At 66.0% G+C, this 26,139-nt stretch carries 2 protein-coding genes; both read right to left on the bottom strand.

Translation table 11 applies throughout. The features are described 5' to 3' along the window. Position 1: 1 nt before the first annotated feature. Positions 2-14,509 carry a non-ribosomal peptide synthetase gene (locus tag M5G17_RS09495; RefSeq protein ID WP_273892676.1) on the bottom strand — a complete coding sequence of 4,836 codons (14,508 nt, stop codon included), beginning with the start codon at positions 14,507-14,509 and terminating at the stop codon, positions 2-4. Further along, entirely contained in the window at positions 14,506-26,109 is an 11,604-nt protein-coding gene (locus M5G17_RS09490; protein WP_273892675.1) for a non-ribosomal peptide synthetase, read from the bottom strand. The genes M5G17_RS09495 and M5G17_RS09490 overlap by 4 nt, the downstream gene beginning before the upstream one ends. Positions 26,110-26,139 lie beyond the last annotated feature (30 nt).

Genomic DNA, 26,139 nt, shown 5'->3' with positions numbered 1-26,139 from the left:
CTCATGACAGTGTCGCCTTGGTCGCCAGTGCCTGGCCGTCGTGCCACCACGCCGCCAGGCTGAACACATCCGGCACCTTGAGGATGCTGAAGTGGTTGCCCGGTCCCTGCCACAGCGCCAACTGCGGCAGCAGCGTGTGCCACCCGACCTGCATGGCGGCATGTTCACGGGCGTTGCCGGCTTCATCCAGGCTCGGGTCGTCCACCAGCACCAGGCCTACCGGGCCGCTATAACGCAACAGCGGCCGGTAAGCGGTGCGCAGCGCCGTGGCGAAGGTGCGCACAGTGCCGTCCAGTACCCGTGGGCTGGAGCGCGGCGCCAACAACCCGCTGCGGACCATGGCGCCATGCAGTTGGCGTAACTGGTCATCGTCACTGGCCTCGGCAAAGGCCAATGGCTCGATGCCCAGGGCTTTGCCGCTGGACAGTTGCAGCGCCTCGATCAGCCGCTCCAGCGCTTCGGTCAGGGTGTAGGGCCGGCCACAGGTACTGCCCTCTCCTGGCGCTTCGCTGTCGACCAGGGTCAACGAATGCACCGGGCGGCCCATGGCCTGGAACCTGGCGGCCATGGCATGGGCCACCCAGCCACCGAACGAATGCCCAAGCAGGTTGAGCGGCCCGTGCGGATACAGCGCCTCGATGGCCTGCACATGGCACTCGGCGGCCGCTTCCACCGAACTGTGCGGCACCGCGCTGCCATCCAGCCCGCGCGACTGCAGGCCATACACAGGCCAGTCCGCGCCCAGCGCTTCGGCCAGGCCGATAAAGCTGGTGATGCTGTCACCCGCTCCCGGCACGCAGAACAGCGGCGCATGGGCGCCATGCCCACTCTGGATCGCCACCGGCACCGGCACCGGCGCTGCGCCTTGCACCGTGACCTGTTGCAGCGCCTGGCTGAGCGCCTGCCCCAGCACCTGTACCTGGGGCGCCTGCAGCATGCTCTGGTGGTCTCCCGGGACCGCGACACACCGCAACTGCTCAGCCGGCAACACCTCGGCCCAGCCCAGCGTCGGGCCGGCATGGCGCAGCAGCGGGTTAACCTGTTGCGCGCAGAACAACTGCACCGGCAGCGCCAACGGCGCCACGCGGTAGTGGGCCAGGGCGTGACCATGGGCCAGTTCACGTTCGAAATAATGACGCAACTGCTGGTCACTCGATTGCGCAAGGTTCGGTATCAGCTGCTCGGCCCGGCAATAGGCCAACAACATTTCGAAATCCTGCACCTGGGGCCGCAAACGCTCCACCTTGGCCAGTTGCTCGCTGCCAGTCTCACCCTGGGCTTGCCAATAGTCGTGACAGTACGCCAACAGATGCCGCTCAAGCAGATGTGCGCCCTGCCAGCGCGCCTTGCCGCGGTCGGTCAGGCGCGGCACATAGGTGTCGATCAGCCCGATAAAGGCTACCTGCTCGTCGGCCCCCAGTAACTGGGCGGCGATTTCGTAGGCCAGCACCCCGCCGAACGACCAGCCTGCCAGCCGATACGGGCCATGCGGCTGCACCGTGCGGATCTGCAGCAGCAGGCGCGCCGCCAGGCACTCCATGGTGCGCAGTTGCGCCTGGCCGGCGGCGATACCCGGCAGGCCGTAGATCGGGAAGTCACCGTCGATGTGTCGCCCCAGCGCCGGGAAGTACAGATCAAAGCCACTGAACTCATGCACCAGGAACAGCGGCGCTTGGCTGCCAGCGGCGCGCACGGTGACCAACCCAGTTTCTTCAGGCGGTGCTTCACGCGTCTCCAGGCATGCGGCCAGCTGGGCCACGCTCGGGTGCTGGAACAGCTCCACCAGGGTGGCCTGGGCATCAACCTTGGCCATCTCGGCGACCAGGCGGATCGCCAGCAGCGAATGCCCGCCCAGTTCGAAGAAGCTGTCATGGCGCCCGACCCGGGCCACGTCCAGCACCTGCGCCCAGCAATCGGCCAGGCGTTGTTCCAGCTCCGTCGCCGGTGCTTCATAGGCCGTCACGGCCAGGTCCTGCTCCAGCGGCAGTGGCAAGGCCTTGCGATCAATCTTGCCATTGTTGTTCAGCGGTAACGCCTCAAGGCCTACATAGGCGCTCGGCACCATGTACGGCGGTAGACGCTCACTCAGAAACCCACGTACGGTTGCCGCTTGCAGTGCAGGATCCTGGCGGGTGAACCAGGCCACCAGGCGCAGCGGCCCCGAATCCAGGCGCAAGGCCATGACCACTGCCTCGCTGATGCCCGGGCAGTGGCCCAGGTGCTGTTCGATTTCACCCAGCTCAATGCGAAAGCCACGGATCTTGACCTGATCGTCGTTGCGCCCCAGGCATTCGAGCTGGCCGTCTTCACGCCAGCAGGCCAGGTCGCCGCTGCGGTACAGCTTGGCCCCGGGACGCTCGTTGAACGGGTCGTCGATAAAGTGCTCGGCGGTCAATTGCGGGCGATGCAGATAGCCCTGGGCGACGCCATCACCACCGATGTACAGCTCACCGACCACCCCCAGGGGCACCGGCCGCAGGTGCGCATCAAGCACGTACACCTGGGTGCTGCCGATCGGTTTGCCGATCGGCACACTGCTGGCCGCTTCGGCAACGGCCCGCACCCGGCTGGTGGTTGCAAAGGTAGTGGTTTCGGTGGGCCCGTAGCAGTGCAGCAGGCGCAAATCCGGGGCGTGCGCCAGCAGGGTCCTGAAGGCTGCCGGGTCACTGCGTTCACCGCCGCACAGTAGCACCCGCAAGCCTGCCAGGGCGTCGGGGAGCAACTGCACGTACTGATTGAACAATGCCGTGGTCAGGAACAGCACCGTTACCCCCTGCTCGCACAAGGCTGTGGCAAAGCGCAGCGGATCGATCAGCGTCGGGTGATCGATCACCCGTACCTGGCCGCCATTGAGCAACGCGCCCCAGACCTCCATCGTACTGGCATCAAACGCCGGGTTGGCAGCAAAAGCGAAACGATCCTGTGGGTTGAAGTCAGCATAGCCGTCGTTGAGTACCAGGCGGGCAATACCACGATGGGCCACGCGCACGCCTTTGGGCGTACCGGTGGAGCCCGAGGTGTACATCACATAAGCCACGGCATCGACGCCCTGGGTCAGGTTCGGGTTGTACCTGGGCTGGGTATCGACTGCCACGGCATCCAGGTCAATGCGGCGTACGCCCTGCTCAAGCGCGAAGTGGCGCAATGTCAGCACGAGCACGGCCTGGCAGTCCTGGATCATGAACAGCTGGCGCTCGGCCGGGGCATGGACGTCCAGCGGCACATACACCGCCGCGCATTTGACAATGGCCAGTTGGGCGACCAGCAAGGTGATCGAACGCGGCAGCAGTATCGCTACGTGATCACCGGGCTGCACACCCTTGCCGAGCAAGTGGTGAGCCAGGCGGTTGGCCTGTTCGTTGAGTTCACCGTAGCTCAGGCGCTGCTCGCCTTCTACGACGGCCAGGGCCGAAGGGTGGCGCGCCACCCGCTGCTCGAACAGGCGCTGCACCGGTGCCTGCGGATAATCCTGCCGATGGCCGGCGTTGAAGGCCCGCACGGTTTGCTCGTGCTCATCATCGGGCAGCACCGACAGCAGTTCCAGCCCCTGCTCCGGTGCCTGGCGCAAGGCGTCGACCAGGCTTTGCAAGGCGTGCTCCTGGTAAGCGCAGATACGCCGTGCATCCACCCCCGGGGCGCATTGCGCCGTTAAGACAAAACCTTCGCCCAGGTCGTCGATGCTCAGTGCCAGCGGGTAGTTGCTGCGTTCTTCGGCGTGTAGCAATTCGATGCCTTGCCAGGCTTGCTGAGTCTGGTTGTCGACAGCCTGTGCTGTGGCACTGTGTCGATAGTTGAGCAAGGCGCTGAACAACGGCGCACCGGCCGGCAAGGCACTGCAGCGTTGAGCCAGGGCCAGCTGCGCATGCTCGTGTTTGAGCAGGCCGACCAGCCGGCGATGGGCGTCGAGCAGCGCTTCACGTACCGGCAAGGCGCCCAGGTCGATGCGCAGCGGCAGGGTGTTGATGAACACGCCAAAGGCCCGCTCCACCCCTTCACCGCCGTGCATGCGCCCCAGCAGCACGGTGCCGAACACCACGCTGTCGCGACCACTGAGTTGCCCAAGCACCATGGCCCAGGCAAGGTGCATCAAGCTGGCAGCGCTGACACCCAGTTGCCGGGCCTGCTCACGAACCTGGCGAGCAAGGTCGGCGTCGACCCAGCGACTGAGCTCGGCCTGCGCCTGCGGGTGCGGGGCGGGATACTGGGCATAGGGCACCGTCGGCTCATCAATGTCGCCGAGCTGCTCACGAAAGAACGCTTCGTGCCCCTGCTCACCGTCACCTTGCAGCACGTGGGCGATGTAGTTGCGGTACGGTACCGGGCTTGGCAACTGCTGCTGCGCCCCCAGCAAGATCGCTTGCAACTCGGCGCGCAGCACATCCAGGGCGATATGGTCCATGACCGCGTGATGAAACAGCAGCGTGGCGATGAGCTTGCCGCTGTCGGCCTGCTCCTCATAAACCAGGCGCAGCAGCGGCGCCTGGGTCAGGTCCAGACGCTGCAGCTGCGCAGCGCTTGCCGCCTCGACCTGCAGCGGTGCCTTGCGCCAGACCACCTGCAACGGTTGCACAAGCCCCTCCCAGTACAGCGACGTGCGCAGGCTGTCGTGGCGTTCGATGACCTGGTCAAGTGCCTGTTGCAGCGCGCTCAGGCGCTGGCGATCAGCCACTGCAAAGCGTGCTCGCAGCAGGTAAGTGTCCTCGCCCTCGCTGGCCAGGTGATGAAAGAGAATCCCGGCCTGCAAAGGCCCCAGCGGATAGATGTCCTGTACGTTGGCGACGCCACCGGGAACACTGGCCACGATACGGTCGATGGCCTCCTGGGGTAATGCCACCAGGGGCAGCAGGTCGGGGGTGATGTGTTGGCAATCGGCCTCGATACGGTTGGCCGGCACCTGCAGACGCTGATACTGCCCGAGGGTTGCGGCCAGCGCGGCCAAGGTTGGCGTGGTGAACAGCACCTGGATGTCTGCCTGCAACCCTGCGGCGCGTAACTTGGCTACCAGGCTTACCGCCAGCAGCGAGTGGCCGCCCAGTTCAAAGAAGTTGTCCTGGCGCCCTACCCGTTCCACCCCCAGCAGCTCGGCCCAGAGGCTGGCCAGCAGGGTTTCGGTTTCGCCCTCGGGAGTCTCGAAAACGCGGCTTTCGACCTCGATTTGCGGCAGTGCCTTGCGATCGAGCTTGCCGTTGGGGCTGAGCGGCATTGCGTCCAGGTGCATGAACAGCGCAGGCACCATAAACTGCGGCAGGTGCGCGAGTAGTGCGGCACGCAGGGTCTCGACTACTTGCTGCTCGCCGGTGTAGTAGGCAATCAGTTGCTGCTCGCGGGCGATCACCACGGCGTCCTTGATGCCAGCGACACGGCTCAGGCCGGCCTGGATTTCCCCCAGCTCGATGCGCAAGCCACGGATTTTCACCTGATCATCGTTGCGGCCCAGGTACTCAAGGTTGCCGTCGGCCACGTGGCGGGCCAGGTCACCGGTGCGGTACAGTCGCGCGCCGGGCCGGGTGCCAAACGGGTCGTCGATAAAGCGCTCGGCGGTCAGTTCGTCGCGGTTCAGGTAGCCACGGGTCACCTGTACCCCGCCGACGTACAGCTCGCCAGCCACGCCCTGGGGCACCGGCTGCAACTGATCATCCAGCACGTACAGGCAGGTGTTGTCGATCGGCTTGCCGATCGGCGGTGGGCCTGGCGGCAACGGCTCGCCGGGCGCCAGGGTCCAGACGCTGCAATCGACCGTGGTCTCGGTGGGGCCGTAGACATTGTGCAGGCGCACACCGGGCAGGCGTTGGCGCACCTGGGCGACCAATGCTGCGGTCAGCTCGCCACCGCCGCAGACGATATCGCTCAGGCCGGTGCAGCAGGCACTCTGTGGTGACTCCAGGAACTGCTGCAGCAAGGCCGGGACGAACTGCACGACGCTGACCTGACGCGCTTCGATCAACTGCGCCAGGTACTGCGGATCGTGCGAGTCCTGGGCCCGCGCCAGGACCAGGCGCACACCGCTGCACAGCGGCCAGAACAGCTCCCAGACCGAGGCGTCGAAGCTGCTCGGGGTTTTGTGCAACACCGTTGCCGCTGGCAATACCGGGAACAGCCGCGCGCTCCAGCGCACCAGGTTGACCACGTTGCGGTGCTCGACCATCACGCCTTTGGGCAGGCCAGTGGAGCCGGAGGTGTAGATCACGTAGGCCAGGTTTTGGGCGCTCAGCGCCGGGACCTGTGGTGTGCTGCCCGGCTGCTGCTCCCAGACGGGCTGATCGAGGTCGATCAGTTGCCCTGGCCACGCCTGCAACACCTCACGGGTGGCGGCATGGGCCAGCACCGCCAACGGGGCACTGTCAGCCAGCATATGGGCGATACGCTCGGGCGGATAACTCGGGTCGAGTGGCACATAGGCGCCACCGGCCTTGAGAATGGCCAGCAGGCCGACCACCATCGACAACCCGCGCTCGACACAGATTGCCACACGGTCGTCCGGTTTTACCCCCAAGCCAATCAAGTGATGGGCCAGGCGGTTGGCCTGCTCGTCGAGCTGGCGATAGCTCAGCTCGCCCTCTTCACCACACACCGCCACAGCATCCGGTTTGCGTTCGGCCTGGGCCTCGATCAAACCGTGCAGGGTCTGGGTGAGGTCGTAGCCTACGGCTGTCGCGTTGAAGTCCAGCAACAAGCGCTGGCGCTCTAGCCCATTGATCAGGCCGACATGCGCGGGAATGGCAGCGTCGCTGCTGGCAAACGTCCATAACAGTTGTTCCAGGTAACCCACATAACGCTCGATGGTCGCTCGCTCGAACAGCGCCGTGGCATAGATCAGCGCGCCGGCAAAGCCGTCACCCTGCTCGCCTACACTCAAGCCCAGGTCAAACTTGGCAATGGAGGATTGCCCGCCGACTGCGCTCACCGACAGCTCGCCCAGGCGCAGCGTCTGCTGCTCGCTGCCGCCCTGCCAATCCATAGACACCTGATACAGCGGCGTATGCGCAAGGCTTCGGCCGGGCCGCAGCAGCTCCACCACCTGCTCGAACGGCAGGTCCTGATGTTCCTGGCCCGCCAGCACCACGGCCTTGACCCGGGCCAGCAGGGTTGCCACGTCAGGCGCGCCGTCGGTGTCGATACGCAAGGCGATGGAATTGACAAACATTCCGATCAAGCCGTCCAGCTCAGCCAGCCGCCGGTTGGCGACCGCCGAGCCGATGACCACCTCGTGCTGGCCAGACAGCCGTGCCAGCAGTACCGCCCAGGCGGCCATGAAGACCATGTACGGGGTCACGCCGTGGCGACTGCACACGCCTTTCAATGCGTCACAAAGGTGCGGATCCAGGCTCAACTCGACACTCGCGCCACGGTAGTCCTGGCGTTGCGGTCGTGGCCGATCACACGGCAAGCTGATCAGCTCCGGGGCGCCAGCCAGGGCCTTGAGCCAGTAGTCGGCCTGGCGCTGCCAGGCCTCGCCACTGAGCCAGCGGCGTTGCCACACGGCATAGTCGATGTACTGCACCGCCAATGCCGGCAACGGATCAGCCTGGCCGCACGCAAAGGCCTGGTAAAGCGCGCTCAGCTCGCGGAACAACACCCCCATCGACCAGCCATCGGCGGCGATATGATGCAAAGTCAGCAGCAACAGGTGCCGCTGCGGCGCCAGTTGCACGACGCAAGCACGCAGCGGCAGCGCCTGATCCAGGGCGAACGGCTGCTGGGCGTGGTTCTGGATCAGGGTAGCCAGCGACGGCTCGTCGCCGTCACTGTGCTGTTCCCAGACCAGTTCAAAAGCGTCGGCATCGGCCAGCCGCACACAAGGCTGGCCGTCCACTTCGACAAAGTGGCTGCGCAGGCTCTCATGCCGCTCGACCAGGCGGCGTAGCGCCTGTGCCAGTGCCGGCCGCTGCAAGTCACCCTGCAGTTGCAGCACCAGCGGTATGTGGTAGGCAGCACTGGCCTGCTCGAACTGGGCCAGAAACCACAAACGCTGCTGGGCGAACGACAGCGGCAAGGCATCGCCACGGGGCGCTATCTCGATAGGCGGCAGCAGGGTGCGGGTACTGCTGCCAAGACTTGCGGCAACCCCCGCCAGGCTGTCGTCAGCGAACAGCTCGCCGAGCGACAGTTCCAGGCCCAGGCGCTGACGCACGCGGGCCAGCAAGCGCATGGCCAACAGCGAATGGCCACCCAGGTCAAAGAAGCGGTCCTGGCGGCCCACCTGTTCAACCTGCAGCAGCTCGCGCCAGACCTCGGCCAGGGTACATTCCAGCTCGCCCGCCGGTGCTTCATAGGCGCTGCTGGCCAGGGCTTCGCGTGTAGGCGCCGGCAATGCCCGGCGATCGACCTTGCCATTGGCGGTCAGCGGCCAGGCGTCCAAATGAACGAAGGCCGCTGGCACCATGTAAGCGGGCAAGCGCTGCTGCAAGCCCTGGCGCAATGTGGCGGCCGACAGCGCCGCTCCGTGCCCCTGGTAGTAGGCCACCAGCCTTGGCTGGCCCGGTTGGTCTTCGCGTGCCAGTAGCAATACCTCTTCAACACCTTCTAGCTGGGCCAGTTGGCCCTCAATTTCCCCCAGTTCTATACGTATGCCGCGAATTTTTACCTGATCGTCGTTACGCCCCAGGTACTCCAGGGTGCCGTCGGCCTGCCAGCGGGCCAGGTCGCCGCTGCGGTACATCCGTGCGCCAGGCACCTCGCTGAACGGGTCTTCGAGGAAGCGCTCGGCGCTCAAGTCGGCGCGGCCCAGGTAGCCGCGGGCAACCCCGGCACCGCCGACGTACAGCTCACCGACGCAACCAAACGGCACCAGTTGGCGCTGCTCATCCAGCAGGTATACCCGGGCTTTGCCGATCGGCTTGCCGATATCCAGGGCTCCGCCAGGCATGACCTGGCCTGAAGTCGCCACCACCGTCGCTTCGGTGGGGCCATAGTTGTTGATCACCCTGTAGCCCGGATCGCGGTTGAACTGACGCAGGCGATCACCGCCGATCAACAGCGTGCGCAAGGTCGGATGGCGCAGATCGCGGCTGAACAGGTATTCGGCCACCGGTGTGGGCAAGAAGGCCACTTTCAGTGGCTGCGCACACCACCATTCAAGCAGTTCATCGAGCTGTTCGTTGCCCAGGTGCTCCGGCGGCAGGTGCAACTGCGCGCCGGCGCACAAGGCCGGCCAGACTTCCCAGGCCATGGCGTCAAAGCCGAAACCGGCAAGGCTTGCGCTGTGATCGCCTGGCGCAAGGTCGAACGCGGCGCAGTGCCATTGCACCAGATTGACCAGGCAATGGTGCTCGACCATCACGCCCTTGGGTAAACCCGAGGAGCCTGAGGTGTAGATCACATAAGCAAGGTTATCGGCAGTCAAGCCTGGCACCCTTGGGTTGTCGTGACGCGCCGGCCAGCTCGGCTGATCCAGCAACAACAGTGGAGCGTCGACTACGCCCAGGCGCTCGCGCAATGCTGCCTGGGTCAGCACCACGGTCGGTGCGCTGTCGCCCAGCAGATAGTGCAGGCGCTCGTCCGGCTGGGCCGGATCCACCGGCACGTAGGCGCCACCGGCCTTGAGCACCGCAAGCAATCCCACCAAGGTTTCCAGGCCGCGCCGGGCAACCACCACGACCCGGTCGTCGGCGCGCACGCCAAGCCCGATCAGATGGTGGGCCAGGGCGTTGGCCTGGGCATTGAGTTCGCCATAGCTCAGCGACCGGGCACCGGCCTGGGCCGCACAGGCCTGGGGCGCCTGCGCCGCGCGGGCTTCGATCAGGCCATGGACGGTTTGCCGCTGGGCAGGGCCCTGATCCGTGGCGTTGAAGGTGTGCACCAGGCGCTGACGCTCATCCGCACCGACCAGATCAATGTGCGCCAGTGGCGTCTGATCATTGCCGACCATGGCCGGCAGCAGGGTGTCAAAGTACCCCAGGTAGCGGCGCATGGTGTCTTCATTGAACAGCGCAGTCGCGTATTCCAGGGCGCCGACCAGGGTGTCGGCATACTCACCCAGGGTCAGGGCCAGGTCGAACTTGGCCACCTGGGCACTGTGCGCCACCGCTTCCAGTTGCAAACCCTCCAGAGCCAGGGCCGCTCCGCTAGTGGCCTGCCAGTTCAGCGTGGTCTGGAACAACGGCGTATGGCTCAGGCTGCGTGCCGGGCGGACGATTTCCACCACTTGCTCGAACGGCAGGTCCTGATGCGCCTGGGCCTCCAGCAGTTGGCCCTTGACCTGTTGCAACAAGGACTCTGCACCGACATCGGCTGTATCGATACGAATGGCCAGGGTGTTGACGAACAACCCCAGCAACGGCTCAAGCTCGGCGCGTATCCGCCCGGCTACCGGGCAGCCAATCACCACTTCGTCCTGCCCGGAAAGTCTCGCCAATAGCGCAGCCCAGGCGCCCAGAACAGTCATATAGAGGGTCACCCCATGACGCTGGGCGAGCATGCGCAGGCCGGCAACAAGACGCGCGTCCAGCTGCACGGGCAGGCTGGCTCCGGCGAAATCCTGGCGCTCCGGGCGCGGCCGATCGCCGGGCAGCTTCAACAGGGCCGGCGCACCTTCAAGGGCGCCGCGCCAGTAGTCGGCCTGGCGTTGCAACTGCTCTCCGGCCAACCAGCGCCGCTGCCACACGGCATAATCGCCGTACTGCAGGTTCAAGGCCGGCAGCGGATCTTCGCGGCCATCGCGCATAGCGGGGTAAAGCGCGCTCAGTTCAGCGGTCAACACCCCCAGCGACCAGCCGTCAGCCACGATGTGGTGCACAGTCAACGCCAGCACATGGTGCTCAGCGCCCAGGCGCAACAGACGGGCCCGCAGCAGCGGCCCGTGGACCAGGTCGAAGGGTGTTTCGGCTTCGGCGCGCAGGCGCTCGGCAAGCGTCTGCGCGGTTACCTCTTCACGCCTGAACCAGCCGGCCCTGACGCTTGCGGCAATCACCACCTCGGCGCTGTCCTCGTGGGGCACAAAACCGCTGCGCAAAGTCTCATGACGCTCGACGATACGTAGCAAGGCGCACTCCAGTGCGCCGGCATCCAGAGGGCCGCGCAGGCCCAGGGCCAGGGGCACGTTGTAGGCCTGATTACCGCCCTCCATCTGCGCCAGAAACCACAGGCGCTGCTGGGCAAACGCCATCGGCAGGTGTGTGGTACGCGGCGTCGCCAGGATCGGCGGCAGTTCACTGCGCCCGGCATTGCCCAGCGCCGTGGCCACCGCCGCCAGTTCGTCGTTGGCAAACAGGTCGGTCAGGGGCAGTTCCACCCCCAGGCGCAGGCGCACCTGCGAGACCATGCGCATGGCCAGCAACGAGTGACCGCCGAGGCTGAAGAAACGGTCATGGCGCCCTACCCGCTCAACCTCCAGCAGCTCTGCCCAGAGCTGCGCCAGGCTGTGTTCCAGCTCGCCTTCGGGCGCCTGGTAGCCCTGTTCGATCAGTGCCGAGCGCTCAGGCCGGGGCAATGCACGGCGGTCCAGCTTGCCATTGGCTGTGAGCGGCAATGCTGCCAGTTCGACAAAGGCCACCGGCACCATGTACTCAGGCAGATGCGCCTGCAACTGGGCACGCAGGCCTTGCGGATCGAGGGGCTCGACGTCCGCCTGGGCAGTGAAATAAGCCACCAGCCGCGGTTGCCCGGGCTGGTCCTCACGGGCCACCACCACGGCCTCGTTGATCCCCGCCAAGCTACCCAGGCGGCTTTCGATTTCGCCCAGCTCGATGCGCACGCCGCGAATCTTCACCTGATCGTCGTTGCGGCCCAGGTACTCCAGCGTACCGTCCGCCAGCCAGCGCACCAGGTCACCGCTGCGGTACATGCGTTGGCCGGGCACTACGCAGAACGGGTCGGCAAGAAAACGTTCGGCAGTGAGCTGCGGGCGGCCCAGGTAGCCACGGGCAACCCCGGCGCCGCCGATGTACAACTCGCCCGGCACGCCCAGCGCTACCGGCTGCAGCTGTGCGTCGAGGACATACAGGCGGGCATTGTCCATGGGCCGGCCGATGTGCAGCACAGCGCCTGCCTCCACGGCACCGGAGCTGGCCACCACGGTGGTTTCGGTGGGGCCATAGTTGTTGACCACGGCAAAGCGCTGGTTGCGGCTGAACTGGCGCAAGCGATCGCCGCCGACCAGCAGGGTGCGCAGGGTCGGGTGCTCGGTCTGCTGGCTGAAGGCGTACTCGGCTACCGGTGTCGGCAGGAAACTCACATCCAGCGGTTGTGCGCACCACCACTGCAGCATTGCATCAAGGTCCTCATTGCCTTCGGCCACAGGTGCCAGGTGCACAGTGGCGCCGGCACACAGGGCGGGCCAGATCTCCCAGGCCATGGCATCGAAGCCGAAGCCGGCCAGGCTCGAAGTCTGGCGGCCACGGCACAGGTCAAAAGCACGGCAATGCCAGTCGACCAGGTTGCCCAGGGTCTGCTGCTCGACCATCACCCCTTTGGGCTGGCCGGTGGAGCCTGAGGTGTAGATCACATAGGCCAGGGTGTTCGCCCCCAGCCCGGGCACCTGCAGATCGTCATTACGCGCCGGCCAGTGCGGGCGGTCGAGCACCAGCAACGGTACCTCGACAGCATCCAGGCGCGCACGCAGCGCATGCTGGGTCAGCACCGCCCTGGGCGCACTGTCTTCGAGCAGGTAGCGTATGCGTTCATCCGGATGGGCCGCATCGACCGGTACATAGCAGGCACCGGCCTTGAGCACCGCCAGCAAGCCGACCAGGGTTTCCAGGCCGCGCCGGGCGAGCACCGCAACCCGGTCTTCGGGCTGCACTCCCAGCCCGATCAGGTGATGGGCCAAGGCATTGGCCCGTGCATTCAGCTCACCGTAGCCAAGCGCCTGGCCAGCCTGGGTGGCCGCAGTATCATCGGGGTAGCGCCGGGCGTGCTCCTCGATACGCCGGTGCAGCGGCAACATGCCGTTGTGCACGGCCGGGTAGTCGTTGAAGGTTTCCAGCAATTCGTGGCGCTCGCTGTGCGGCAGCATCTCCAGGGCGTTGGCCGCCACCTGCGGCATCTGCAGCAGGCTCTCCAGGGTCTGTAGCAGGTAGCCGCATACCCGCTGCGCCGGCACCTGGGCACTGGCCAGCAGGGTCAGGCGCAACCCTTGGCCCAGGTCATCGACGCTCAGGGTCAGCGGATAAGTGGTCGCCTCCACCGCCTGCACCACCTCGATGCCGGCCAGGGCGGCGCGCCGCGGTTGCTCGGCAGCCACCGCGCTGTGGCGATAATTGAGCAAGGCGTTGAACAGCGGCACCCCTGCCCTCACCCCGCTGCAGCGCTGGGCCAGTGCCAGTGACGCGTGCTCGTGGCGCATCAGTGCGCTCAGGCGCTGGTGGCTGGCCTTGATCGCCGCCGCGAGGTCAACGTCGTCCAGATCCACCCGTAGCGGCAAGGTATTGATGAAAATCCCCAAGGCACGATCGATGGCTTCGGCGCCCTGCAGGCGCCCCATCAATACCGTGCCGAACACCACCCGGTCGCGCCCGGTCAGGCCGCCCAGCACCCGCCCCCAGGCCAGGTGAAACAGGCTGGCGACACTCACCCCGTGGCTGCGCGCCAGGGCGCGCAGGCCTTGGCATAGTGCATCGGGCAGGTCCACGCTGTGTTCGTTGTGCACCAGGCCGTCGCCCTGCATGTCCTGAATCGCGTAGGCCAGGGTCGGTTCGTCGACCTCACCGAGCATGTCGCGAAAGAACCGCTCATGCTCGGCCTCGTTGATCCCCAGCACCGCCTGGGCCACATAGTTGCGAAACGGCACCGGCGCGCCCAGGCGTTCAGCTTCGCCGCTGAGCAGCGCGACCAACTCATGCTGGACGACTTCCAGCGCACTGTGGTCCAGGGCGATATGGTGAAACTGCAAGGTCGCGACCAATTTGCCATCGGCTTGCGGCGCTTCGCGCAGCAGGCGGATCAGCGGTGCCTGGGTCAGATCGAAGCCGTCGCGGCGCGGATCGTCGATCGGCAGATCCAGCAACTGCAGTTCGGCATGGCGCCAGACCACTTGCAGGGGGCTCTGCAGCCCTTTCCAGTGCACCGACGTGCGCAGGATGTCATGGCGTGCGATGACCCCGCGCAATGCTGCCGCGAAGGCCTGCAGCCTCCCCTCATCGGCAAACATGAAGCGCAGGCGTAACACGTAGGGGTCGTGCTCGGTGGCACTGACATGGTGGAACAGCAAGCCCTGCTGCAACGGCGCCAGGGGGTAGATGTCCTGAACGTTGGCTGCCCCCCCGGGGATACAGGCGACGATACCGTCCAGACTGTCCTGGTCAACGCTGGCCAGATTGAGCATGGCCGGGGTAATGCGCGTACAACCGGGTGGGATCAGATTGTCCGGCACCTGCACCGCGCCCTGTTTGAGCGCCACATACTCGCCACGTGCGATCATCGCCACCAGGTCGGCCTTGTGTTCACGCAGTTGCGCCACCAGTGCGGCATCCGTCAATACCTGACGGTTGCCTTGTACCGCCAGCTGCCCATCCTTGAGCGCCAGTTGCACATTGTTGGCTGAAAGTGTTTGCAGTAGCTCATTGATACTCACAGGACGATCTCCATTCTGTCTGTGATGGCTGCATAGCCGGCCAAGGTGGGGTAATCGAACAGCGCGCGCACATCGGCATCCAGGCCATGGTCACGCAAGCGCGAGGTCAGGCTCACCGCCAACAGCGAGTGGCCGCCCAGTTCGAAGAAGTTGTCCTGGCGCCCTACCCGTTCCAGCCCCAGCAACTCAGCCCAGAGGCTGGCCAGCAGGGTTTCGGTCTCGCCTTCGGGGGCCTCGAAAACGCGACTTTCGACCTCGATGTGTGGCAGTGCCTTGCGATCAAGCTTGCCGTTGGGGCTCAGCGGCATTGCGTCCAGGTACATGAACAACGCAGGTACCATGAACTGCGGCAGGTGCTCGAGCAGTGCGGCACGCAGGGCCTCAGCCGCTTGCGGTTCGCCGGTGTAATAGGCAATCAGCTGCTGCTCGCGGGCGATCACCACGGCGTCCTTGATGCCGGCAACACGGCCCAGGCACGCCTGGATTTCTCCTAGTTCGATGCGCAAGCCACGGATTTTGACCTGGTCGTCGTTACGGCCCAGGTACTCCAGATTGCCGTCGGCCAAGTGGCGGGCCAGGTCGCCGGTGCGGTACAACCGCGCGCCGGGCCGGGTGCCGAACGGGTCATCGACAAAGCGCTCGGCGGTCAGTTCGTCGCGGTTCAGGTAGCCACGGGTCACCTGTACGCCACCGACGTACAGCTCGCCGGCCACGCCCTGGGGCACCGGCTGCAACTGATCGTCCAGCACGTACAGGCAGGTGTTGTCGATCGGCTTGCCGATCGGCGGTGGGCCTGGCGGCAACGGCTCGCCGGGCGCCAGGGTCCACACGCTGCAGTCGACCGTGGCTTCGGTGGGGCCATAGACGTTGTGCAGGCGCACCCCGGGCAGGCGTTGGCGCACCTGGGCGACCAGCGCCGCGGTCAGCTCGCCACCGCCGCAGACGATGTCGCTCAGGCCGGTGCAGCAGGCACTCTGTGGTGACTCCAGGAACTGCTGCAGCAAGGCCGGGACGAACTGCACGACGCTGACCTGACGCGCTTCGATCAACTCTGCCAGGTACTGCGGATCGTGCGAATCCTGAGCCCGCGCCAGTACCTGGCGCACACCCGTGCACAGCGGCCAGAACAGCTCCCAGACCGAGGCATCGAAACTGCTCGGGGTCTTGTGCAGCACCGCTGTGCCTGGCAATGCCGGGAACACTCGCGCGCTCCAGCGCACCAGGTTGACCACGTTACGGTGCTCGACCATCACACCTTTGGGCAGGCCGGTGGAGCCGGAGGTGTAGATCACGTACGCAAGGCTCCGGGCGCTCAGCGCCGGGACCAGTGGTGTGCTGGTGGGCTGCTGCTCCCAGACGGACTGATCAAGGTCGATCAGTTGCCCTGGCCAGGCCTGCAACACCTCACGGCTGGCAGCATGGGCCAGTACCGCCAGCGGCGCGCTGTCCTTGAGCATGTGGGCGATACGCTCGGGCGGGTAACTCGGGTCGAGCGGCACATAGGCGCCACCGGCCTTGAGAATGGCCAGCAGCCCCACCACCATCGACAGTCCACGTTCGACGCAAATCGCCACGCGCTGATCAGGCCCGACCCCCAGTTCAATCAAGTGATGGGCCAGGCGGTTGGCCTGCTGGTTGAGCTGGCGATAGCTCAGCTCGCCCTCTTCGCCACACACTGCCACAGCATCCGGTGTGCGGTCGGCCTGGGCCTCGATCAAACCGTGCAGAGTCTGGGTGAGGTCGTGGCCCTCGTTGGTGTCGTTGAAGTCCAGCAACACACGGCGCCGCTCTTCATCTGCCAGTACCGGCAACTGCGACAGCTGTCGCCCAGGTTCCTGCTCCAGGGCTTGCACCAGGCTCTGCAGCAACGTCGCCAGTTGCCCGCAGACCCGCTGCGCGCCAATCCGCGCCGGCACCTGGACCGACAGGCGCATGCCATCAGCGAAATCGTCGACGTTGGCACTGAACGGGTAGTTGCCGTGCCCGCCACCGGGCAACGACTCGATCCCTTCGAGCGCCTGATGCTGCGCCTGTTGTGCGTTGATACCGTGCCGGTAGTTGAGCATGGCACTGAACAACGGTGCGGGTGCGGTCACGCCACTGCACCGCTGGGCCAGGGCCAGCGACGCGTGTTCATGGGCGAGCAATGCATTGAGGCGCTGGTGGGTCGCGCGCACCCCTTGCACGACAGTCATGCCCTTGAGGTCCAGGCGCAGCGGCAAGGTGTTGATGAACATGCCCAGGCCCCGGTCTGCCCCGGCGCCGCCTTGCAAGCGGCCGAGCAGGACGGTGCCGAACACCACGCAGGTCTGGCCGCTGGCGGCAGACACCAGCCGCGCCCAGGCCAGGTGCACCAGGCTGGCGGCGCTGACGCCCAATTGCTGGGCCTGGCGCCGCAGGCGTTGATACAGCCCGGCATCCAGCGCTATCGAAGCCTGGTCGAAGGCGCTGCCGTCGCCCTGGATGTCGCTAAGGCCGAACGGCAGGGTTGGCGCGTCGATATCCGCCAATTGGGCGCGGAAGAACGCCTCGTGCTCGGCCTCGCTGATGGCCAGGCGCGCCTGGGCTACATAGTTGCGGTACGGTACCGGCGGATGTTGCGGCGCCTGGCCACGCAGGTGCTCGCTGATTTCTTCGAGCACTACTTTGATTGCGGTGTGGTCGAGGGCGATGTGGTGGAACTGCAGGGTGGCTTCGATGCGCGGGGTGTTGGTGGCCTGGGTGTAGTGCAGGCGGATCAGAGGGGCGGCGCTCAGGTCCATAGCCGGGGGGACGCCATCGCGGGGCAAGTCGGGTCGCCGCACCGCCGCGCCCACAGTGCCCTCTCCCACATGGCTCGCTCCCAGCACAGAGGGGACGGTGCGCCATACCACTTGTACCGGTTGTGGCAGGCCAGCCCAGAGCACTGCGGTGCGCAGGATGTCGTGGCGGGCGATGACCTGGTCCAGGGCGCCGGCGAAGGCTTGCAGACGTGCCGGGCTGTCAAAGGCGATGCGCCATTGCAGCAGGTACGGATCCGCTCCTACGGCGCTCAGGTGGTGGAACAGGATACCTTCCTGCAGCGGTGCCAGGGGGTAGATGTCCTGCACGTTGGCTGCACCATCCGGCACGGTGGCGACGATCCGTTCGATGGCCGCCTGATTCAGCGCCACCAGCGGCAGCATGTCGGGGGTGATACGGGTGCAGCCCTGTGCGATAAGGTTATCCGGCACCGCTACCTGCCGGCCGGTGCCCAGCGCTGCGGCCAGCGCGGCCACCGTCGGTTGGCTCAGCAACACGCGCACGTCGGACTGCAGGCCTTGCTGGCGCAGGCGCTCGACCAGGGTGACTGCCAGCAACGAATGGCCGCCCAACTCAAAGAAGTTGTCGTGACGCCCTACCCGCTCAACGCCCAGGACCTCGGCCCACACGGCGGCCATCGCCGCTTCAGTATCGTTTTGCGGCGCTTCATAGCCGTGTGTGACCAGGTCAGCCGGATCGGGATCGGGCAGTGCACGGCGGTCCAGCTTGCCGTGGCTGGTCAATGGCAGCTGCTCCAGGCGTAGGAACGCCTGCAGCATCAGGTGCGCCGGCAACGTGGTTCGCAGGGCCTGGCGCAGTTGCTCAAGGTCGACCGCAGCGGTTGCAGTGAACCAGGCCAACAAACGCTCGCCACGTACCAGTACCACCGCATCGGCTACACCTGGCTGGGCCGCAAGCACCGCTTCGATCTCGCCCAACTCGACCCGCACACCACGGATCTTCACCTGGTCATCGTTGCGCCCCAGGTACTCCAACGTGCCGTCGGCATTCCAGCGCACCAGGTCGCCGCTGCGGTACATCCGTGCGCCCGGCTCGCGGCTGAACGGGTCAGCCAGGAAACGCTCTGTGGTCAGTTCAGGACGGTTGAAGTAGCCACGGGCGACCCCCGCGCCACCGATGTACAACTCGCCCACCGCACCGATCGGTAGCGGCTGGCGGCGCTCGTCGAGCACATACACACGGGTATTGGCGATGGGTCGGCCGATGTGCAGAACAGCGCCGGGCTGCAAGTGCCCGGAGGTGGCGACCACGGTGGTTTCGGTGGGGCCATAGTTGTTGATCACGGCAAAACCCGGATCGCGCTCGAACTGCCGCAGGCGATCACCGCCGATCAGTAGCGTGCGCAGGGTCGGATGCTGGCGTTCGCGGCGCAGGGCCTGCTCGGCCACCGGCGTGGGCAGGAAGCTGACCGTCAGCGGTTGCGCCAACCACCAGTCGAGCAGCTCATCAACCAGCTCGTTACCGATGTGCGCAGGCGGCAGGTGCAGCGTGGCCCCGGCGCACAGGGCTGGCCAGACTTCCCAGGCCATGGCGTCGAAACCAAAACCGGCAACACTGGAGGTATGCGTGCCGGCCACCACTGCAAATGCCTGGCAATGCCAGTGCACCAGGTTGGCCAGGGTCTGGTGTTCGACCATCACCCCCTTGGGCTGGCCGGTGGAGCCTGAGGTGTAGATCACATAGGCCAGTTGCTGGGCATCCAGCCCGGCAACCTGCGGGTTGTGATCGGCTTCGTCCTGCCAGGCGTCGCGGTCCAGTTCGACCTGCGGGGTAGCGCCGAGCAAGGCCGACGTACTGGCCTGGGCCACCACCAGCGCAGGGGCGCTGTCGGCCAGCAGGTAGGCAATGCGCTCGGCCGGGTATGCCGGGTCCACCGGTACGTAGGCGGCGCCGGCTTTGAGCACGGCCAGCAGGCTGACCACGCGCTGCAGATTGCGCGGCAGGCACAGTGCGACCCGGTCCCCGAGGCGCACGCCACGGCCGATCAGGTGATGGGCCAGTTGGTTGGCACGGCGGTTCAGTTCGCCATAGCTCAGGGCCTGGCCATCCTGGGTCACAGCCAGCGCTTGCGGAGCACGCCGCGCCTGGGCCTCGACCCTTGCCTGCAGCGTCTGCCCACGGGGGTAGGCCTGACGGGTAGCATTGAAGCCATCGAGCACGTGCTGGCGTGCCAGTTCATCAACAATCGGCAACGCATCCACCGTTGTCTGCGGCGCCTGCTCAAGCGCCAGGGCCAACTGCGCCAGGGCCTCGCTCATCCACTGTGCGACCCGCTCGGCACCGATGCCCTCTTGCGCCAGTACGCTCAAGGCAAAACCTTCACCCTGGTCATCAACGCTCAAGGTCAGCGGATAGTTGCTGCGTTCTTCGCCGCCCAGCAGACGCACGCCCTGCATGCTGGCGTCCTCCTCGGCAGGTGTGCCGAGCGCGCTGTGGCGGTAGTTGAACAGCGCACTGAACAACGGCAATGCCGCCGCCACGCCACTGCAACGCTGGGCCAGGGCCAACGAGGCATGCTCATGGCCCAGCAATGCCGACAGCCGCTGATGCGTACGGGCCACGGCTTGCGCCACCGGGGCGCTGAGGTCGATGCGCAGGGGCAAGGTGTTGATGAACACACCCAGGGCCCGGTCGGCGCCTTCACCGCCCTGCAGGCGGCCCATCAGCACCGTGCCGAAGACCACGTCGCTGCGATTGGCCAGTACCCCCAACACCCGCGCCCAGGCCAGGTGGGCCAGGGTTGCGGCGCTGACCCCGCGTTGCCGTGCCTGCTCGCGCAGGCGCCGGGCAACTGCCGCATCGAGGCTCAAGTGAGCTTCTTCGATGGCGCGACCATCGCCCTGCACGTCGACCAGGCCCAATGGCAGCGTCGGTTCGTCAAGGTCGCCGAGCATGTCGCGGAAGAACGCCTCATGCCCGCCATCATCCGCAGCCAACCGGGCCTGGGCCACGTAGGTGCGGTACGGCACCGGCGGCGCCAGTCGCTGGGCGTTGCCTGCCAACAGTGCCTGCATTTCGCCAGCGATCACTGCCATGGCGGTGTGGTCGATGGCCAGGTGATGGAACTGCAGGATCGCCACCACGCGCTGGTTGGTCGGATCTTCGGCGTACACCAGGCGCATCAGCGGCGCACGCGACAGGTCCAGGCGCTGGTGGCGGGCATCGAAGCGCGCCTGCAGGGCATCGACGACTGAAGCACCGCTGAGCCCGGCGACGGCTGTCACGGCCATGCGCGCCGTGCGCCAGACCACCTGTACCGGCTGCACCAGGCCTTCGCTGAGTACCGCCGTACGCAGGATGTCATGGCGGTCGATAACCTGCTGCAAGGCTGCGGCCCAGGTGTGCAGGCGCGCCAGGCTGTCGAATGCCAGACGTGACTGCAGCAGGTAAGGGTCGCCCTGCTCGGCACTCAGGTGGTGATAAAGGATGCCTTGCTGCAGCGGTGCCAGCGGGTAGATCTCCTGCACGTTGGCCGCCCCGCCCGGCACCGTGGCGACGATGCGTTCGATGCTGGCCTGGTCCAGCTCGATCAGGCTGAGCATGGCCGGGGTGATGTGCCGGGCATCGACCGGCACGCGGTTGGCGGGCACCTGCACTTCACGGCTGCTGCCAACTGCCGCCGCCAGCGCCGCCAGGCTCGACTGGGCGAACAGCACGCGTACGTCGGCGCTCAAGCCGGCCTTGCGCATGCGCTCGATCAAAGTAACCGCCAGCAGTGAGTGGCCGCCCAGCTCGAAGAAATGATCATGGCGACCGATGCGTTCAACCTTGAGCAGCTCTGCCCAGATCGCCGCCAGTGCGGTTTCCACCTCGCCTTGGGGCGCCTCGAACGTCCGGCTGAGCACGGCATCCCTGTCTGGCTGCGGCAGCGCCTGGCGGTCAAGCTTGCCATTGGCGGTAAGCGGCAGCGCGGCCAGGCGCACATAAGCCGCCGGCAGCATGTAGTCCGGCAACTGTCCTTGCAACTGGGCATGCAGTTCGTTGATGCTCAGCGTGCCGTCAACGGCGCTGTAGTAGGCCACCAGGCGCTTGTCGCCCGGCGTGTCCTCGCGCAGCACCACGGCCACTTCGCCTACCCCCTGGCACGCACCAAGGCGGGCTTCGATCTCGCCCAACTCGATACGGAACCCGCGCAGTTTGATCTGCTGGTCGCTACGGCCCAGGTAGAGCAAGGTGCCGTCCGCCTGCCAGCACACCCGATCGCCGCTGCGGTACATGCGCGCACCGGGCTCGGCACTGAAAGGATCATCGAGGAAACGCTCAGCGCTCAGTTGCGGCTGGCCCAGATAACCCAGGGCAACCCCCTCGCCGCCGATGTACAGCTCGCCCACGGCGCCCACCGGCAGCGCTTGCTGGTGGGCATCGAGGACATAACAGCGACTGTTGCCGATCGGCTTGCCGATGGGGATGCTGCCCGCGCCCACTGCGGTGATTTCGTGGGTGGTGCTGAAGGTGGTGGCTTCGGTCGGGCCGTAGCCATTGAGCAGATGCGCCGGGGCACCGCCGCGCAGTACACGCTCGATCACCGCAGGGTCGAGAACATCGCCGCCGACCAGCAGGTAGCGCAGGTTACGCAGTGCCGGCAACAGGGCATCGGCGAATTGATGGAACAGACCGGCCGTCAGCCACAGCACCGAGACCCTGTGCTCAATCAGGGCAGCGCCCAGCTCCTGACACGACAGCACCTGGTCCTGATCGATCACCACCAGGGCGCCGCCATTGAGCAGCGCCGCCCAGACTTCCAGGGTGCTGGCGTCGAAGGCCGGGTTGGAGGCGAAGGCTACCCGGTCCTGGCTGTTGAAATCGGCGAAGCCGTTGTTGATCACCAGGCGCACGATGGCCCGGTGCGGCACTTGCACGCCTTTGGGCGTGCCGGTGGAACCGGAGGTGTACATGATGTATGCCGCTCTGCCAGCCTCGACCATCAGGCCCGGCGAGGTGTGCCGATAGCCGTCGAGTACAAGGCCGTCGAGTTCGATGCGTTGCGTTGCGCCAACCTGCGGCTCGCCACTGTGGGTCAGCAGCACCCGTGCCTGGCTGTCCTGGAGCATGAACGCCTGACGTTCGACCGGTGCGTTGATATCCAGCGGCACGTACACCGCTGCACATTTGCTCGCGGCCAGTTGCGCGGCCAGCAGGTCGACACCGCGTGGCAACAGCAGCGCAATGCAATCACCGGGGCGCACGCCCAGCGCCAACAGATAATGCGCCAAGCGGTTGGCGTGCTGATCCAACTGCTGGTAACTCCACTGCACCGAGCCCTGAACCACTGCCGTGGCGTCGGGGCTGAGCGCGGCGTATGCCTCGAACAGCGTGTGCAGGGCATGCTCGCGCGGGTAGTCGCGCTGGGTAGCGTTGAAGCCCTGCAACACCCGTTCACGCTCATCCGGCGCCAAGCAACTGATGCCGTGCAGGGCCGTGTCGGGGGCCTGTTCAAGGGCCCGTGCCAGGTTGTCGAGCGCGCAGCCCAGCAACTGACAGACCTGTTCGCCATCCACCTTGGCTACGGCCTGGACGGTAAGGACCAGCCCCTCGCCCAGGTCGTCAACGTTGACCACCAGAGGGTAGTGGCTGCGCTCGTGCGCGCTCAGTTGTTCGATGCCTTGCCAAGCCTCGTGCAGTGGCGCCTTGGCCGGCGCGCTGTGGCGAAAGTTGAGCAGGCTGGTGAACAGTGGCTGCGAGGCGGCTACACCGCTGCAGCGCTGGGCCAGAGCCAGGGAGGCCTGTTCACGGGCCAGCAAGCGGGCCAGGCGCTGATGGGTCAGGCGCACACCCTCGGCCACTGCGGCAGCGCCGACGCTGACCCGCAATGGCAAGGTGTTGATGAACATGCCCAAGGCGCGTTCAGCCCCTTCGCCGCCCTGCAGGCGGCCGAGCAGCACCGTGCCGAACACCACTTCCTCGCGCCCGGACAGTTGCCCCAGCACCTGGCCCCAAGCCTGGTGCACCAGGCTGGCAAGGCTGACACCCAGCTTGCGCGCCTGGGCACGCAAGCGCCTGGCCAGGCTTGGCGCCAGGGCCTGGCGGCTGTCGAGCACCGCCGTGCCGTCACCCTGGGCGTCGCGCAGGCCGAACACCTCGGTGGGCTCGTCGATGTCGCCCAACAGTTCGCGGAACAGGGCTTCATCCGCTTGAGTATTGGCACCCAGGCGGGCCTGGGCCACGTAGTTGCGGTAAGGCACGCTGTCGTCGGGCAGAGCCTGACCTTGCAGCACCGCGCTGATGTGCGCCACCAACTGCTCGACGGCGGCGTGGTCAAGGATGATGTGGTGCAGCAGCAACGTTGCCTCAAGACGGCCGTTGGCCTGGGTTGGCAGCAGGCGGATCAGCGGCGCCTGGTTGAGGTTCAGGACCGCAGGGTATTGATCGCGGCGCAAGGCCTCTCCTACCGAGGGGACGTTGCGCTGGACCACTTGCACGGCTTCGTCCAGGCCTTGCCAATGGAAGCTGGTGCGCAATATGTCGTGGTGTGCGATGACCCGGTCCAGGGCCGCAGCAAAGGCATCCAGCTCGGCCTGCCCGGCAAAGGCGAAGCGCGCCTGCAGCACGTAGGGGTCGGCGCCGTCGCTGGCCAAGTGGTGGTATAGGATGCCCTGTTGCAATGGCGCCAGGGCGTAGATGTCCTGGACATTGGCCACGCCACCGGGGATCTGTGCCATCAGGCCATCGAGGGCCTCCTGGGACAGGTCGGCCAATGGCAGCATGTCCGGGGTAATTTGCGTGCAGTGCGCCGGGATGCGATTGGCCGGGACCTGCACCCCGGACTCGCGCCCCACCGCTGCCGCCAGGGCCGCAAGGGTCGGTTGCCCGAACAGTACGCGTATATCGGCCTGCAGGCCGAGCTGGCGCAAGCGCGAGGTCAGGCTCACCGCCAGCAGCGAATGGCCGCCCAGTTCGAAGAAGTTGTCGTGGCGCCCTACTCGCTCCACCCCCAGCAGATCGCTCCAGAGGCCGGCCAGCAGGGTTTCGGTCTCGCCCTCGGGGGCCTCGAAGGCGCGGTTTTCGATATCTGCTTGTGGCAATGCCTTGCGGTCTAGCTTGCCGTTGGGGCTTAGCGGCAATGCGTCCAGATGCATGAACAACGCTGGCACCATGAACTCCGGCAGGTGCGCGAGCAGTGCGCCACGCAAGGTTTCTACCGGCTGTTGTTCGCCGGTGTAATAGCCAATCAAGCGCTGCTCGCGGGCGATCACCACGGCTTCCTTGATGCCCGGCAGGCGGGTCAGGCCGGCCTGAATTTCGCCCAGCTCGATGCGCAGGCCACGGATTTTCACCTGGTCATCGTTACGGCCCAGGTACTCCAGATTGCCGTCGGCCAAGTGCCGGGCCAGGTCACCGGTGCGGTACAGCCGGGCGCCGGGCCGGGTGCCAAACGGGTCATCGATAAAGCGCTCGGCGCTGAGTTCGTCGCGGTTCAAGTAGCCACGGGCAACCTGCACGCCACCGATATACAACTCGCCAGCCACGCCCTGAGGTACCGGCTGCAGTTGATCATCCAGCACATACAAGGTGGTGTTGGCGATCGGCTTGCCGATTGGCGTGCTGTCCGCTGCGCTGATGCACTGCCAGGCACTGACGTCCACCGCAGCTTCCGTTGGGCCGTAGAGGTTGTGCAACTCGACCGTTGGCAATTGCTCATGGAAACGCCGCACCAGGCTACCCGGCAAGGCTTCGCCACTGCACAGCACCCGCTTCAGACGCTCAGCTGCTACCTGGCCGTCCGCCAGGAACACATCCAGCATCGACGGCACGAAGTGCAAAGTAGTGACCCCTTGGTTGCGGATAATCTCGCGCAGATACTGCGGGTCGCGATGGCCGCCGGGGCGGGCCATGACCAACCGGGCCCCGGTTTGCAGCGGCCAGAGGAATTCCCAGACCGAAACGTCGAAGCTGAACGGGGTCTTTTGCAGCACCACGTCATCGGCGCCCAGGTGATAGGCGTCCTGCATCCACAGCAGGCGGTTGACCACGCCGGCATGCTCGTTCATCACGCCTTTAGGCAAGCCGGTCGAGCCGGAGGTGTAGATCACATAAGCCAGATGTTTGGCGGTCAGGCCTTCGACGCGTGGGTTACTTTCTGGCAGTTCATGCCAGGTCGGCAGGTCCAGATCAATGACCGCAGTGCCTTGCGCTACATGACATGTGGCCGCCTGTACGAGGACAGCCACAGGCGCGCTGTCACCGAGCATGTGACGGATCCGCTCAGCCGGATAATCCGGGTCCACCGGCACATAGGCCGCACCGGCCTTGAGAATCGCCAACAGCCCCACCACCATCGACAACCCGCGTTCAACGCAAATCGCTACACGGTCATCGGGTTTGACCCCCAAACCGATCAGGTGATGGGCCAGACGGTTGGCCTGCTGGTTGAGCTGGCAATAGCTCAGCTCGCCTTCTTCACCACGCACCGCCACGGCGTCCGGGGTGCGCTCGACCTGGGCCTCGATCAGACCGTGCAGGGTCTGTCTGAGGTCGTAGTTCACCTCAGTGTTGTTGAAGGCCAGCAAAACCCGGCGCCGTTCTGCTGCCTCGAGCACCGGTAGTTGCTGCACCGGCAACTGCGGTTGCTGCTCCAGGGCCGTGACCATGGCCTCGAGCACCTGGACCATCTGCGCGCAGATCCGCGCCGCGCCCACCTGTGCAGGGGTCATGGCCACCAGGCGGAAATCTTCGCCCAGATCGTCCACGTTAAGGCTCAGGGGATAGTTGGTCCGCTCCTGGCCCTCGAGTACCTCGATGCCCTGCCAGGCCTGGCGCTGTTCTGCGCTGGCCAGTGCGCCATGGCGGTAGTTGAGCATGGCGCTGAACAGCGGCAGCGGCGCAGCAAC

Source organism: Pseudomonas rubra (assembly GCF_028656935.1).
GTDB classification, from domain to species: Bacteria; Pseudomonadota; Gammaproteobacteria; order Pseudomonadales; family Pseudomonadaceae; genus Aquipseudomonas; species Aquipseudomonas rubra.
Note: the sequence above shows the minus strand (reverse complement) of the source record. Positions and strands in the feature narration are given on the sequence as shown.